Here is a 15,185-nt window from a genome sequence, read left to right as displayed (position 1 = left end):
TAGGAGGAAGTGATTATGGGAACTTCGCATTCAGTTACATTAGATTGGGAAAAATGTATTGGATGTACTGACTGTATTAAACGATGTCCGACCGAAGCAATACGTGTTCACAATTCAAAAGCAGAGATAACAGATGCTCGTTGTATTGACTGTGGAATGTGTATTCGTGTCTGTAAAAGTCATGCCAAAAAAGCCATGACAGATTCTTTTGAAAAAATCTATGACTATAAGTACAAAGTTGCCATACCTGCACCAACGCTTTATACACAATTTAAAAAAATTAGAGACCCGAATGTGATCTTAACCGCCTTAAAAAAATTAGGTTTTGACGAAGTGTATGAAGTGGCACGTGCAGCTGAGATAGTCACTGAATATAGCCGCCATATCATGGAGCAGGAAAAAGTTGTATCTCCAATCATATCAAGTGCTTGTCCGGCAATTGTCAAGCTAGTTGAGATGCGCTTTCCTTCGTTGATTCCTAATGTATTGCCGGTCATTTCTCCTAAAGAAGCCAGTGCCAGATACGCTCGTCGGCATTTGATTCAAAAGGGCATTCCTGCTGAAGATATTGGAATTTTCTTTATCAGCCCATGCGCGGCTAAAGTAACAGACTCAAGATATCCGGATACCTTTGATCATTCTGAAGTCGATGGAATCATATCGATTAAGGATGTGTATAAATTAATGCTTCCAATCATAAAAAACATGCAACCTGATGAAGTAGAAATACTTCAAACCTCAACTAGTCGAGGAATAGGGTGGGCAGCAACTGGCGGTGAAGGTCTTGCGTCTCAGGTGTATAACCATGTTGCTGTTGATGGTATTGAAAATGTTATAGAGATTCTTGAACGTGTTGAAAACAACAAGCTGGATGTTGAATTTGTTGAGTGCCTTGCTTGTACCAATGGATGCCTGGGTGGTCCGCTAACTGTGGAAAATTCATTTGTTGCTACTAATCGTATGGCAAAGGTCAAAAAATATATTAATTCGCTGGGAAAAACACGTGAGCTAGATATGTATCGCGACAACATTGAACTTGATTGGCAATATTCATTAACCAATAAGCAAGTATTAAAGCTTGATGATGATATGGTTGTTGCCTTGGATAAGATGGAACGCCTGGAGAAAATATTTAAGACATTGCCACAGATCGATTGCGGCTCATGCGGTGCGCCAACATGTCATGCTTTAGCTGAAGATATTGTTCAAGGCAATGCAAATATTGAAGATTGTATTTTCATGTTAAGGGAAAAAGTTCGTGATGTCGCGCAAAATATGGTGAGCCTTGCTGGAAAGATGCCACCATCCATTCGACATATAGATAAACAATAAAACAGGAGGTCTATCATGCAAATAAAAGATATTATATCCCCACTCAATTTAAAAGTCGTTACAGGGGAGAATGCACTCGACAAAACCATTGAAACAGGTTATATTGGTGACTTGCTCAGTGTTGTCATGGGCAAAGCGCCAGAAGGATGTGTCTGGGTTACTGTTCAAAGCCATATTAACATCGTTGCAGTTGCAACATTGGCAGATATTGGTTGTATCATTGTATCTGAAGGTTTCGTCATTGATGATGAAGCCATTCAAAAAGCCGTTGAAGAAAATGTTGTTCTCTTATCATCCGAAGAGTCTTCCTATGCGATTGCAAAAAAACTTGGACAATTGGGCATATAAATATGAAAGAACTTTCATATCATATTTTAGATATTGCCAACAACAGCATACGAGCAAATGCAACAAACATTACCATTAATGTCAGCGAAGACTTAGAAAAGGATACCTTAGAATTAACTATTATTGACAATGGAAAGGGGATACCACCCCAGATTTTAAAAGAAATCAAAAATCCATTCGTTACCAGTCGAACGACAAGAAAGGTTGGTCTTGGCATCCCTTTACTAAATGATACGTGTCAAAATTGTAGTGGAAGGCTAACGATTGATAGTGAACCCGGAAAAGGAACTTGCCTTAAGGCAACAATGGAGCTATCACATATTGATCGACCACCTATGGGAAATCTTGTTTCAACAATTTTAACACTACTTATTTCCCATGAGACGATACAGATTCAGTTTTCATACACTGTTGACAATCAGTCCTTTTCATTAAGTACTCAAATGCTAAAAGATATTTTGGGAGATATCCCATTAAGTACGCCTGAAATATCGCAATGGATACGAGAGTATCTTTCTGAGAACATTTCTGCTTTACATAATAGTGAATGAATTAACAAAGAAGAGTAAAAAACAGGATATTCCAAAGTTTTTTTACTCTTTTATTTGACATGAATATTGTATACAATGTGCAAATAGCGGAAAACCTTGATTTTTATTGCTTCTTAGGTAATTGACAGTTTATTAACACACCTTGTAAATAAAGGAAAAATGTTTTATTATAAGTATGATAAATTTGAAAAAAATTAGACAGGGGGTCTAGAATGTCCAGTTTAACATTTAAAAAAGGGATTCACCCAAAACACGCTAAAAATTTCACGAAAGACAAGGCAATCGAATACGTTCTTCCAGAAGGTGACGTAACGATTATGCTGCAACAGCATATTGGTGCGCCATGTTCTGCACTGGTAAAAGTCGGTGATGAAGTACTTGTCGGCCAAAAGATTGGTGATTCGGAAAGTTTTGTTAGCGCTCCGGTACACAGTACTGTATCTGGAAAAGTAAAAAAAATTATGGATGTATTACATCCAAACGGCTCAAAAAGCAGTGGAATCATCATTGAAAATGATGGATTGTACAATGAAGTCGACATGACACCAAAAGATCCATATACCATGAGTAAGGATGACATCTTGGCAACAATACGCGAAGCTGGTATTGTAGGAATGGGAGGTGCAGGATTCCCAACATTTATAAAATTAAATCCACCAAAAGATAAGGTGATTGACTATATTATTGTCAATGGTGCTGAATGTGAACCTTATTTAACATCAGACCATCGTGTTATGCTTGAAGAAGCCGATCGTGTCATTATGGGGTTGTCGGTTATCTTGACCTTATACCCTGAGGCAAAGGGAATTATCGGTATCGAAGATAACAAGCCGGATGCTATTGAAGCAATGAAAAATGCACTAGCTGCATTTCAAAAAGAATCGAACTTAGAGATTGCTAAAAACATGGAAGTTGCAACGTTGGCAACAAAATATCCTCAAGGAGCTGAAAAGCAATTAATTTACTCCGTAACTAAACGCGAAGTTCCTGCTGGTAAGCTTCCTGCCGATGCTGGATGCATCGTACAAAATATTGATACTGTAGTTGCTATTCATCGTGCCTTCTTTAGAGGTCGACCTTTAATGCGACGCATTGTAACACTTTCTGGCGAAAATGTAAAAAATCCTGGAAACTATAAAGTTAAAATAGGTACTAGCTATCGTCAACTCATTGAATATGCAGGCGGTGATCTTGAAAACACAAAAAAAATCATCTCAGGTGGTCCGATGATGGGAATCGCAATCTTTGATATTGATATCCCAATTATAAAAACATCCTCATCCATCTTATTGTTATCGGATCAAGAATTGCATTCAGGCGAGGAGAGTCCATGTATCCGTTGCGGAAAATGTGTTGATGCATGTCCAATGAACCTGTTGCCACTGGATTTAGATCGATTTGCTCGTAACAACGCCAATGAAGCTTTTGAAACATATAAGGGTATGAACTGTATTGAGTGTGGTTCATGTTCATTTGTATGTCCTTCAAAGCGTCATATTGTGCAATCCATTCGAACGACACGACGCACAATCATGGCTGAGCGTAGAAAGTAGAAGGAGGATTATCATGTCAGAACTTACAATTGTTTCATCATCTCCCCATGTGCGCTCAAACGATACAACAAGCCACATAATGCGAGATGTTATTATTGCCTTAATTCCAGCAACACTTGTTGGATTTTATGTCTTTGGAGTGGCGGCTATTTTTACAGTGCTCATATCAACTGTATCAGCGGTATTTTTTGAATATCTATATCAAAAGCTTATGCATGAACCTGTTCGCATCAATGACGGTTCAGCGGCAGTTACAGGATTGTTATTAGGGTTAAACCTTCCAGCAGCCTTGCCGAATATGCCTTACATGCTTGCAATTGTTGTCCCAATTATCGGAAGTTTATTTGCCATTATTGTCGTAAAACAATTATTTGGAGGCATCGGAAATAACTTCATGAATCCAGCACTTGCAGCTCGGGCATTTTTAATTATTTCTTTTGCAGAGCATATGACAACCTGGCCAGAAGTTGATACAGTAGCATCCGCTACAATTCTTGGTTCTTTAAAAGAAGGTGGGGTTGTTGATCAAAGCGTATTTGAAGCCTTTATTGGGACTGTGTCCGGAAGTATTGGTGAAGTATCAGCACTTGCCATTTTAATCGGGGGGCTATACTTAATCGCTCGGAAAGTCATCAGCTATAGAATTCCGGTTTTCTACATAGGTACTGTTGGAATCTTCGTTCTTTTATATAGCATATTCAACGGCGGTCTCGACTTAAGTTTAGTCGGTTATCATTTATTCGGTGGTGGTTTGATGCTTGGTGCATTTTTTATGGCAACAGACTATACAACCTCTCCCATGACAAGTATCGGTCAAATTATTTTTGCCGTAGGATGTGGAGTTATAACCGCATTGATTCGATTATTCGGAGCATATCCAGAAGGTGTCTCTTTTGCAATTATAATTATGAACCTTGCTGTTCCACTCATAGATCGTTATACAATACCACGAGCTTTTGGGGAGGAGAAGTAAAATGAAAAAAGATTCGATATTAAAAAATGCACTCATTTTATGTGGAATTACATTGATTGCCGGATTACTTTTAGGTCTTACATATAATTTTACATTAGACGCTATTGCAGAACAAACACGTATCAAAACAGAAAACGCATTGGCTGCAGTTATGGAAAACGCTTCTTTTGAAGAAACAGATATCCAAGGTGAGGTGAAGTTTATCACCAAAGTATATGAAGCTACGGATAAAGATACGAGTGATGTTAAAGGGTATGCTTTTCAACTAGCAACGACAGAAGGTTATGATGGAACGATCAATATGATGGTAGGAATCAATGCCGATGGAACACTTAATGGAATTGATATTATCAGTCATACAGAGACACCGGGTCTCGGAGCAAAAGCTGATGATGCCCCCTTTAAAAATCAATTTGTTCAAAAAGCAGCATCCTTGTTAACCCTTGTAAAAGGAAATAGCGATGGTCAAAACATTGATGCTATAGGTGGCGCAACGATTACGTCCTCAGCAGTAACTGCCGCTGTGAACGAAGCAATTATCTATTATAATGACATCATTAAGGAGGGGAACTAATGGCAAAACTAATGAAATTGATTAAAAATGGACTTTTTGATGAAAACCCTGTTTTAGTTCAAGTCCTTGGAATGTGTCCGACACTCGCAGTAACATCAAGTGCGACAAATGGTTTAGGAATGGGACTTGCAACAACCAGTGTTCTTTTTGGTTCAAACCTTGTTATCTCATTACTACGAAAAATCATCCCTGCAAAAGTACGTATACCAGCATTCATTGTAATTATCGCAACGTTTGTTACGATTGTTGATTTATTATTACAAGGGTATATACCAGCACTTTATGACTCTCTTGGACTTTTTATTCCACTGATTGTGGTAAACTGTATTGTTCTTGGTCGTGCGGAAGCATTTGCATCCAAAAATGGTCCTTTACATGCTATCTTTGACGGTGTTGGTATGGGACTTGGCTTTACGTTAGCTTTGACTATCCTTGGTGCAATTCGTGAAATCATTGGTGCAGGAAGTATTTTTGGTTTTCAATTATTAAAATTGTCATGGTATCAACCCGTAACAATTTTTATATTAGCTCCAGGTGCATTCCTTGTTTTAGGGTTCATGTTTGCTGCATTTAATAAGATCAAAGCATCAGGTACGAAAGGGTAGGAGGCGCATATGGAATTTGTATTATTATTTATAAGTGCGGTTTTAGTTAATAACGTCGTATTATCGAGATTCTTAGGTATATGTCCTTTCTTAGGTGTTTCAAAAAAAATCGAAACATCTATAGGTATGGGCATGGCCGTAACTTTTGTTATGACCTTAGCATCTTTGATTTCACATATTGTATTTTATGCAATTTTAAAACCTTTAGAAATCGAATATTTGTATACTATTGCATTTATTCTAGTTATCGCTTCACTGGTTCAATTGGTTGAGATGGTTATCCAAAAAACAAGCCCATCTTTGTATCAAGCATTAGGTGTGTTTTTACCACTAATTACAACAAACTGTGCAGTACTTGGTGTTGCTGTAATTAATATGCAAAAAAGTATTCAAACAAACGGTGATTTCGGTTTGATTCATTCTGTAATTAACGGACTAGGCACAGCTGTTGGTTTTACTCTTGCAATTGTTTTGTTAGCAGGTATTCGTGAGCGTATCGAATATAATCCAATACCAAAACATTTTAAAGGTTATCCAATTGTTTTAATTACAGCTGGATTGATGGCAATTGCATTTTTAGGTTTTTCCGGAATGATTAAATAGAGAAAGTAGAGGTAGACGATGGATATATCAAGTATTATTTTTTCTGCTGCAAGCATCGGTGGCTTAGGTCTTGCCTTTGGTCTTGGCTTAGGTTATGCAGCAAAAAAATTCGAAGTTAAAGTTGACCCACTCATTCCTGTTGTGAGAGATGCATTACCAGGAGCAAACTGCGGGGCATGTGGATTTGCAGGATGCGACGCATTTGCAAAAGGTATTGTTGAAGGACAGGCTCCGATTAACGGTTGTCCTGTAGGTGGTAGTGACACAGCGGCGGCACTTGGAAAGATTATGGGTGTTGAAGCCAAAGAAACAGCACGCCAAGTAGCCTATGTTAAATGTAACGGAACCTGTGAACAGGCCAAAGAAAAATATATTTATGCCGGTGTGACGGATTGTAAAAATGCTGCTTTTTTACAAGGTGGTGGATCCAAGGGCTGTGAATATGGATGTTTAGGATTAGGAAGTTGTGTTGCTGCATGCGAGTTTAACGCAATTGATATAATTGACGGTGTTGCTGTCATTAACGACAACTGTGTTGCCTGTGGAAAATGTGTTGATGCATGTCCAAAAGCAATTATTGAAATGGTCCCTAATGATTCAAAAATTCGTGTCGCATGTAATTCCGCAGATAAAGGAAAAGATGTTAAATCTAACTGCGCAGTCGGATGTATCGCATGCAGACTTTGCGTAAAAGCATGTGAATTTGACGCCATTCATGTGACGGATAATCTTGCAAAAATCGATTATGAAAAGTGTACCCAATGTGGTGCATGTGTTGAAAAATGTCCGACAAATGCGATTTCACATTTATCATAAGTTCTTTAAGTTCCTTTATTGATTAACATTAATGATTATGTTAGAATAAGATAACATTAAAGGAAGGGAAGGAAAGACAGTGGCATATAACTCGCGTAACGGCAAAAACGGTTGGACTTTATTTTTATTACTTTTAGCAGGTATTGTCATCGGAGGATTAATCGGTGAATTAGCATCAGGCGCTCCTTTTTTAAAATGGTTAAATTTAGGATATACTTTTGGCTTAAAAGATGCTATTGCACTTGATTTAAAAATTGTTTCAATTCTATTTAAAATCACCTTTGACATCACCGTTGCCAGTATCGTAGGGATAGCAATTGCTATTTTCACGTATAGTCGATTATGAAAAGAAAACAAAAAATAATTTTAGCATCGCAATCAGAGCGAAGAGCTGATTTACTCCGACAAATTGGAATAGATTTTACCATTATACCAAGTGAATTTGATGAAAATTCAATATCGAAAACACATGTTGACCCGAAAGAATATGTTCAAACTCTGGCTTTTAAAAAGGCAGAGTTTCTTTCGTGTCAAGGGATAGACAATCAAATTATACTTGGAGCTGATACGGTTGTCGTGATTGAGGGGCACATATTAGGCAAGCCTCAAAATCCACAGCAAGCTTATGAATATCTTAACTTACTCTCTGGAAAAGAACATCAAGTTTATACAGGGGTATGTATCATCGATCAAGCACGTGCAAAAAAAATGGTATGTTCTCAAGTAACCACCGTAGTTATGGATACAATTAATGAACACGATTTTGACGAGTATATCAGTACAAAAGAACCATTTGATAAAGCAGGTGCTTATGGTATACAAGGTATAGGTGCTCGATATATTAAAGAAATCCATGGCGATTATTTTAATATTGTAGGGCTTCCATTAAATCTGACTGTACATATGTTCAAACAAATGCAAATTGATTTGTAATATATGTTATGGTTACAAAGGAGAAACCTATGTCCTATAACATAAAAGAATTGCCTTTAACAGAAAGACCTTATGAAAAATTAGAAAAATACGGTCCCGCTGCGTTAACCGACGCAGAATTACTTGCAATTATTATTCGAACCGGCTCTAGAAAAGAAGCATCTACGCTATTAGCCAGTCGCATCTTAAGTCTAGATCAACGAGGCTTAGCTGCTATACATATTTTGGACACGAATCAACTCATGTCAATTAACGGAGTAGGTCGTGTCAAAGCCTTACAGTTAAAAGCGTTATCGGAAATATCAAAACGCATGGCGAAATCAACCAGTATTGAAAAACTATGCATTAATTCACCATCTTCCATTGCAAAGATATACATGGAAGAAATGCGTTACCACGAAAGGGAACATTTTAAAGTTATTTTTTTGAACACAAAAAATGCCATCATTGGAGATGAGGATATTTCTATTGGAACAGTTAACGCTTCCTTGGTTGACCCGCGTGAAATATTTAAAATGGCCTTAATGTATAAAGCGGTTCATTTAATTTTAATGCATAATCATCCAAGCGGTATTCCCACGCCAAGTCAAAATGATATCGATGTCACAAAGCGTATGGTAAAGGCAGGTCACGTACTTGGTATTGAAATATTAGACCATATCATTATTGGAGATGGGAATTATATAAGTCTTAAGGAACAAAGTTTAGGTTTTTAACCTAGGAGGAACGATGAAAAGACAATCACGATTTACAATCAAAAATTTTATGATTATATTATTTATCATTTCTGCTATTTCCATGGTATTTACTTGGGAAATGCGCCAATCCACATCTCCTATTGAGCAAAGCATCACTTATATCATTGTTCCCTTTCAAAAAGGGGCAACCTATTTTGGAGATTGGGTCAAGGACAAAGTCGATTTTGTCAAAAACATCAATGAACTTGAAAAAATGAATGCCTACCTTACAGAAGAAGTCGATCAGTTACGTTATGAAAATAAACTTTTAGAACTCGATAAGGTTGAACTCGAACGTTTACGTGAACTCTATGAACTGGATCAACAATACGCTGATTATCCCAAAACCGGAGCAAGAGTTATCGGGAAAGACCCTGGAAATTGGTATGAAGTTTTTATTATTGATAAAGGTAGTGACGATGGACTGGAAGTTAATATGATTGTAATGGCAGGTAGTGGCTTAGTCGGACGCGTAATAGAAGTTGCACCAAATTACGCAAAGGTTCGTTCAATTATTGATGACACCTCTAGTGTCAGTGCAAAAATCATTCGTACATCAGACATAGCAACCGTCAGTGGAGATAAAAAATTGGGTGATGATGGGTTGTGTCTCATTGAAGATATTCATGAAGATGTAAATATCATTGAAGGTGATGAAATTGTCACATCCCATTTAGGAGAATATTTTCCACCAGGAATCCTTATCGGTTATGTTAAAAGTATTGAGTCTAATCCAAATAAATTGACCAAGACCGCAATACTTGAACCTGTCGTCGATTTCAAACATTTAGAAGAAGTCCTTGTCATTAATCTTAAAGCAACAGACTAAGAGGTTCTTATGATCAAAAAAATATCAACCGGATTAATTATAATTTTTATTATTATTTTACAGACAACCCTTTTTCAACAATTGAGTATTAATAACACTACACCAAACCTGTTTATTATTACAATTGTATCGATTAGTGCATTAATGGGAAGAAAGGATGGATTACTCTATGCCATTCTTTTTGGCGTGGTGCAAGATATTCAATTTGGTGGTGTCGTTGGATTTTATGTTCTTGTCTATGCGATTATCGCATATGTATCTGGATACCTATACCGAAATTATTATGCCGAAAGTATGATGATACCGCTTATTGTTATCGGTTTATCGGATTTATTTTATAATCTGGTTATTTTTATTTTCACCTATTTGCTTCGAGGGCGGCTGGAATTGGGATATTATTTTGGATTTATTATCGCACCTGAAGTTACCTATACTGTATTTATTGGGGTGCTTTTTTACAGACTTTATATCATCTATTTTAACTTTTTACGTATGACACATACAAAGAAGCGAAAAGGAGAGGACGCATTTAATGAAGGAGATTTTTAAATACATATTTACATTTTTAACCCATCGTCTATTTGTTTTAAGTCTTGTCTTAATCTTAATGATATCCATTCTTTTATCTCGCCTTTTTGAATTGCAAATCATTAATGGAAGCAAGTTAGATGAAGAATTTGAACTGAGTATTTTAAGAGAAATTGATATCAAAGGTCAGCGTGGACTCATATATGATCGAAAAGGCACTCCACTGGCAATTAATGAGATTGCATATACCGTCAAATATGACAATAGCGTATATACGGTTGACCGTAATCAACTTCTGTTAACCATGATTCGTATCTTAAAGGATAATAATGATGCCCTTAGTATCGAATTCCCTTTATATATAGACTCTGATAATCTGTATCAATTTAAAGACAATACAGGTGCGTTAAATCGTTTTTTAAGGGATATATATGCAAGTCAGCGCGCAAAAGACCCGGATTTTGCTTTGGATCAAACTCCGGATGAAGTTATTGAATACCTATGTAGTCCGACTTTTTTTGCCATTAGTGAAGAAGAGATTCAAGAAAAAGAAATTACAAAACAGGAACTGGTTGACTTGCTCTCTATCCGCTATGCGTTATGGAAAAAAGCATATTATAAATTTATTCCTCAAGAAATTGCAGTAGATATAAGTCTTGAGTCTTTAGCGGAACTCAAAGAAAACAAGGATATTTTACCTGGAGTAACGATTGTCGAGGACCCGGTTCGCAAATACTTGTACCCTGAACTGATGTCACATATCCTTGGCTATACTGGGCGTATCAGCGATGAAGCTTTAGAAGAATATAAGCAATATGGTTACGATCAAAATGATATTATTGGGCGTATCGGCATTGAAAAATCCATGGAGTTATATCTACATGCTCAAGATGGCAAACAGACGGTTGAAGTTGATAATCTTGGACGAACCATGAATGTCATTGAACAAATAGACCCTGTAGCAGGAAAAGACGTCTATCTTACTTTAGATTTAGAACTTCAAAAACGTAGTGAAGAACTCCTTGAAAAGCAGTTAGCCCATCTGATCTCACAAAAACTTGTTATGAAAAAACCTTCATACGGTGAAACACGGGTGCCTGAATTGTGGGAAGTATACTACTCACTATTTGAAAATAAAACGATCGAACTAGATACATTATTATCTTTTGATGAATCCGATACATCTACACAGACTATTTTAGAACAATATTCTACCTATCGCGATCTTCGTGTAGAGAATATACGTGAACAGTTAGAAACAAGTGACGTATCTAAGAATGAAAAACTCTCACGTTATAATGACTATATCTTATCTACACTTATAAGTGATGGTTTATTAAAAGACAACCATACAAGTAGCAGTGGATTTTTAGATTACGACAATCAAATCATTAGTTTCCGTGGTTTACTTAATTATTATATCAAAGAAGAGTATCTCTCCTTTGAAAAGTATAGTGATGATACATCTATAGATGTTGAACAGCTGACAGATAATGAAGTGTATGCATATCTGGTGAACCAGGTGATTTTAGGTGATTATGTTGACCGATATCAATTCAAGCTCAACACATTTCTAGAAATGATTGAAAATGAGCAATTCTCATATGTTGATTTATCAAAAATGCTCATGGAAATTGACGTGATTGCTTTTGATCAAACACGCTATGATGCATTATCCAATCGTCAACAATCGCCACTTGCTTTTATGAAAGAAGTCATTGCCAATATTGAATTGACGCCTCAACAAATAGCACTTGATCCTTCAACTGGCGGTATTGTGATTACCGATGTACATACAGGAGAAGTCCTTGCACTAGTTAACTACCCAAGTTATGACAACAACCGTATCTCTGATTATAACTATTATCAAGATCTGTTAAGAGATCCCAGTCGTCCACTTTATCCTATTGCAACTCAAGGAAAAACCGCACCTGGGTCAACATTTAAAATGGTCTCTGCTGTAGCTGGACTTGAAGAAGGAATTATTGACGCACATACACATTTTAACTGTACAGGACATTTTACAAAAATCACACCTTCTGTTGCATGTTGGATTGCAGCAAGTGGAGGACAGCATGGAAATGTTGATGTTGTTACTGCTATAGCCGTAAGTTGCAACTCGTTTTTTAATGAAATCGGGTATCGCATGGGTATGACAGAGGATGGATTGTACAATCCTAAAATCGGAACGAACAAACTCGCTGAGTATGCAGCTATGTTTGGGCTAGACTCAGTTTCTGGAATCGAATTAACAGAATCGCCACCATCATTACCAGGAAATACAACCACTGGCTATCCAAACCCTGTGACAGCAGCCATGGGTCAAGAATTTAATTCCTATACACCAACCCAAATCGCACGTTTTCTTGCCACACTTGCGAATGGAGGAACCCTATATGAATTAACGTTAATTGATCGCATTTATAATTCTGATGGTTCTGTGTATGAGATCAATGAACCTACCGTAACACAAGTCAATGACTTTGATGAAGAAACGATTGAATTGGTTCATCAAGGAATGATTGATGTAACTTCAGGCTCCCGTGGTACAGCTCGAAGTTTTTATGCGAATTTTCCGATTTTGGTTGCAGGTAAGACCGGAAGTGCACAGGAAAACAAATCTAGAGCATCCCATGCTGTTTTTGGTTCCTTTGCTCCGGCCAATGACCCGGAAATAGCCATTGCAGTTGTCATACCTTTTAGCTATACAGCAAACTTTTCTTCAGGATACATTGTTGGAACGCTAACCCGTGATCTTTATGGGGCATATTATGACATTTATAAAGAATATCCATCCTATAATTATATGGGAGAATTCGCAGATGAAGGAAATATTGACACAAATTAAAACATTTTCAGATTTGTCTATACATTGTTTTTGTTTTTATGTATAATATGACATAAGGTATAAATACCTTAGCAAATTAAACGAGGTAATATATGAAGGATATTATTCTAATTAAGGGGAATCAATTCGGTTTGTCGATTCATGTAGATGAGAATGCCAAATTTGATCTTATCTATGAAGCGCTTAAACAAAAATTAATTGATGGAAAAAACTTTTTTGGTAACAGCAAAGTGGTTTTGTCCTTCGAAGGGAAAACACTCACTTCAAAAGAAATGGACAAACTTACACGATTGGTATCTAGCGAAACCAATCTTCAGATTATTTGTTCGCTTCACAAGGAATTTGACTTTGACAGTGTTACAGAGCGCATTGAACGTGTTGCCAACGAATCTGTCGAACCGCAAATCAAAGCATATAAAGATTACATCGAACAGTTGGAATCACAGTTGCGTACTCAAGAGCAAAAATTTCGAGAACAAGACGAACAAATTGTTTTTCACTTTTCCAATCTTCGTTCAGGTCAACAGATTATTACCAAAAGTCACGTGGTCATACTGGGCGATGCCAATAACGGATCTAGAATTGAATCTGGTGGCAAAGTTATTGTATTAGGTCGCCTAAAGGGTGTTGTACATGCCGGACTTGATCCAAGGCAACGAGGCTTTGTATTTGCCTTAGATATGACACCGGTGCAATTAAAAATCGGCAACGCTATTGGACGTGCTGCAGATCGAGTGGACAAAGTCTCTAAATCTGTAGAACCTCAAATTGCCTATGAAGAAGATGGACGAATCGTTATTGAAAACATTCACAATCAAGTCTATAGAGACTTAATTAACGATACAAATTAGATAAAAGGAGCGAATTAAATGAGTGAAGTTATTGTTGTCACATCAGGAAAAGGCGGGGTTGGTAAAACAACAACCAGCGCTAATATTGGAACCGGATTAGCTATGTTAGGGAAAAAAGTAGTTCTTATCGATGCTGATATCGGTTTACGTAATCTTGATGTTGTCATGGGGCTTGAAAATAGAATTGTATATAATTTAATTGATGTAGTTGAAGGTAACTGCAAATTAAGCCAAGGCTTAATAAAAGATAAAAAAAATCCTACACTTTATTTGCTCCCAGCAGCACAAACACGTGACAAAGACGCTGTAACTCCTGAGCAAATGAAGGAGCTTTGTGATACCCTAAAAAAAGACTATGATTATATCATTATTGATTGCCCTGCCGGAATTGAGCAAGGGTTTAAAAATGCAATTGCCGCAGCCGATCGAGCACTTGTAGTTACTACTCCAGAAATCTCTGCAATTCGTGATGCAGATCGAATTATTGGATTATTAGAAGCAAATGAAATCCGTGACATTCGTCTCGTAGTGAACCGTATTCGTTTTGATATGGTTAAGCGTGGTGATATGATGGGGATTGATGATGTTATAGAAATCTTAGCTATTGATTTGATTGGTGTAATGCCTGATGATGAAAATATTGTTATCTCAACTAACACAGGCGAACCAATTGCAGCCAACGAAAGTACGATTCCAGGAAAAGCCTATATGAATATGTGTAAGCGTATTACTGGCGAAGAAGTGCCCTATTTAGATTTAGATACTCCAACTGGATTTTTTGGTAAGTTACGTACAATTATGGGAATGAAAGGTTAGGAAGGTGGAATAATGGGAATTTTTTCTAGAAAGAAAACCTCTAAAACGGTGGCAAAAGACCGTTTAAAATTGGTTTTAATTCATGATCGTGTCAATTGTTCAACAGATGTATTAGAAATGATGCGTGCTGATATTATAAAAACCATCAGTAAATATATGGATTTTGATGAAGGTGAATTGGAAGTAAAAGTTGGGTCCACACGTTCTGAGACATCAGGAAATGTCATTCCTGCTCTTTATGCGAACATACCCATAACCAATATAAAAAAGCCACGAGAATAGAGGCAA

Annotated in this window: 18 protein-coding genes; all 18 read left to right on the top strand. The window is 37.0% G+C overall.

Going from position 1 to position 15,185, the window contains the following annotated elements:
* The first annotated feature begins 15 nt into the window (after positions 1-15).
* The 18 genes from QBE53_08690 to minE all read left to right on the top strand — a co-directional run bounded on the left by QBE53_08690 (position 16) and on the right by minE (position 15,179).
* The gene (locus tag QBE53_08690) at positions 16-1,332 is read left to right on the top strand and encodes a [Fe-Fe] hydrogenase large subunit C-terminal domain-containing protein (GenBank protein WZL83174.1); all 1,317 of its coding nucleotides are present in this window, start codon (positions 16-18) and stop codon (positions 1,330-1,332) included.
* 15 nt (positions 1,333-1,347) lie between these two features.
* Entirely contained in the window at positions 1,348-1,680 is a 333-nt protein-coding gene (locus tag QBE53_08685) for a DRTGG domain-containing protein (GenBank protein WZL83173.1), read from the top strand.
* A 2-nt stretch (positions 1,681-1,682) separates the two neighbouring features.
* A complete protein-coding gene (locus tag QBE53_08680; GenBank protein ID WZL83172.1) occupies positions 1,683-2,231 on the top strand; it encodes an ATP-binding protein in 549 nt (182 codons plus the stop codon).
* A 212-nt stretch (positions 2,232-2,443) separates the two neighbouring features.
* Complete coding sequence (rsxC, locus tag QBE53_08675) at positions 2,444-3,784, top strand: electron transport complex subunit RsxC (protein WZL83171.1); 1,341 nt, start codon at positions 2,444-2,446, stop codon at positions 3,782-3,784.
* A gap of 13 nt (positions 3,785-3,797) precedes the next feature.
* Positions 3,798-4,757, top strand: a complete 960-nt coding sequence (locus QBE53_08670; protein ID WZL83170.1) for an RnfABCDGE type electron transport complex subunit D — start codon at positions 3,798-3,800, stop codon at positions 4,755-4,757.
* A 1-nt stretch (position 4,758) separates the two neighbouring features.
* On the top strand, positions 4,759-5,331 hold the full coding sequence (locus QBE53_08665; GenBank protein WZL83169.1) for an RnfABCDGE type electron transport complex subunit G: 573 nt from the start codon (positions 4,759-4,761) through the stop codon (positions 5,329-5,331).
* The gene (locus QBE53_08660) at positions 5,331-5,936 is read left to right on the top strand and encodes an electron transport complex subunit E (GenBank protein ID WZL83168.1); all 606 of its coding nucleotides are present in this window, start codon (positions 5,331-5,333) and stop codon (positions 5,934-5,936) included. The genes QBE53_08665 and QBE53_08660 overlap by 1 nt, the downstream gene beginning before the upstream one ends.
* Positions 5,937-5,945: 9 nt before the next feature.
* Positions 5,946-6,539, top strand: a complete 594-nt coding sequence (gene rsxA, locus QBE53_08655) for an electron transport complex subunit RsxA (protein WZL83167.1) — start codon at positions 5,946-5,948, stop codon at positions 6,537-6,539.
* Between the two features lie 18 nt (positions 6,540-6,557).
* Positions 6,558-7,355 carry an RnfABCDGE type electron transport complex subunit B gene (locus QBE53_08650; GenBank protein WZL83166.1) on the top strand — a complete coding sequence of 266 codons (798 nt, stop codon included), beginning with the start codon at positions 6,558-6,560 and terminating at the stop codon, positions 7,353-7,355.
* Between the two features lie 79 nt (positions 7,356-7,434).
* On the top strand, positions 7,435-7,701 hold the full coding sequence (locus tag QBE53_08645; protein WZL83165.1) for a DUF4321 domain-containing protein: 267 nt from the start codon (positions 7,435-7,437) through the stop codon (positions 7,699-7,701).
* Positions 7,698-8,288 carry a Maf family protein gene (locus tag QBE53_08640; GenBank protein ID WZL83164.1) on the top strand — a complete coding sequence of 197 codons (591 nt, stop codon included), beginning with the start codon at positions 7,698-7,700 and terminating at the stop codon, positions 8,286-8,288. The genes QBE53_08645 and QBE53_08640 overlap by 4 nt, the downstream gene beginning before the upstream one ends.
* A 29-nt stretch (positions 8,289-8,317) precedes the next feature.
* Positions 8,318-9,004 (top strand): DNA repair protein RadC, encoded by a 687-nt coding sequence (gene radC / locus QBE53_08635; protein ID WZL83163.1) that lies wholly within the window; start codon positions 8,318-8,320, stop codon positions 9,002-9,004.
* A 13-nt stretch (positions 9,005-9,017) separates the two neighbouring features.
* The gene (mreC, locus tag QBE53_08630; protein WZL83162.1) at positions 9,018-9,854 is read left to right on the top strand and encodes a rod shape-determining protein MreC; all 837 of its coding nucleotides are present in this window, start codon (positions 9,018-9,020) and stop codon (positions 9,852-9,854) included.
* Positions 9,855-9,863: 9 nt separating this feature from the next.
* Complete coding sequence (gene mreD, locus QBE53_08625) at positions 9,864-10,403, top strand: rod shape-determining protein MreD (GenBank protein ID WZL83161.1); 540 nt, start codon at positions 9,864-9,866, stop codon at positions 10,401-10,403.
* Positions 10,387-13,230: a penicillin-binding transpeptidase domain-containing protein gene (locus QBE53_08620; protein ID WZL83160.1), complete on the top strand. Its 2,844-nt coding sequence runs from the start codon at positions 10,387-10,389 to the stop codon at positions 13,228-13,230. Before mreD ends, QBE53_08620 begins: the two co-directional genes overlap by 17 nt.
* Positions 13,231-13,322: 92 nt before the next feature.
* Positions 13,323-14,081, top strand: a complete 759-nt coding sequence (locus tag QBE53_08615) for a septum site-determining protein MinC (GenBank protein ID WZL83159.1) — start codon at positions 13,323-13,325, stop codon at positions 14,079-14,081.
* A gap of 18 nt (positions 14,082-14,099) precedes the next feature.
* Positions 14,100-14,897 carry a septum site-determining protein MinD gene (gene minD, locus QBE53_08610; protein ID WZL83158.1) on the top strand — a complete coding sequence of 266 codons (798 nt, stop codon included), beginning with the start codon at positions 14,100-14,102 and terminating at the stop codon, positions 14,895-14,897.
* Positions 14,898-14,909: 12 nt separating this feature from the next.
* Entirely contained in the window at positions 14,910-15,179 is a 270-nt protein-coding gene (gene minE, locus QBE53_08605) for a cell division topological specificity factor MinE (protein WZL83157.1), read from the top strand.
* Positions 15,180-15,185: the final 6 nt, after the last annotated feature.

It is taken from the genome of Vallitaleaceae bacterium 9-2 (genome assembly GCA_038396585.1).
GTDB lineage: Bacteria > Bacillota > Clostridia > Lachnospirales > Vallitaleaceae > UBA1351.
The sequence above is the reverse complement of the archived record's forward strand: the minus strand, read 5'-3'. Positions and strand labels throughout refer to the sequence as shown.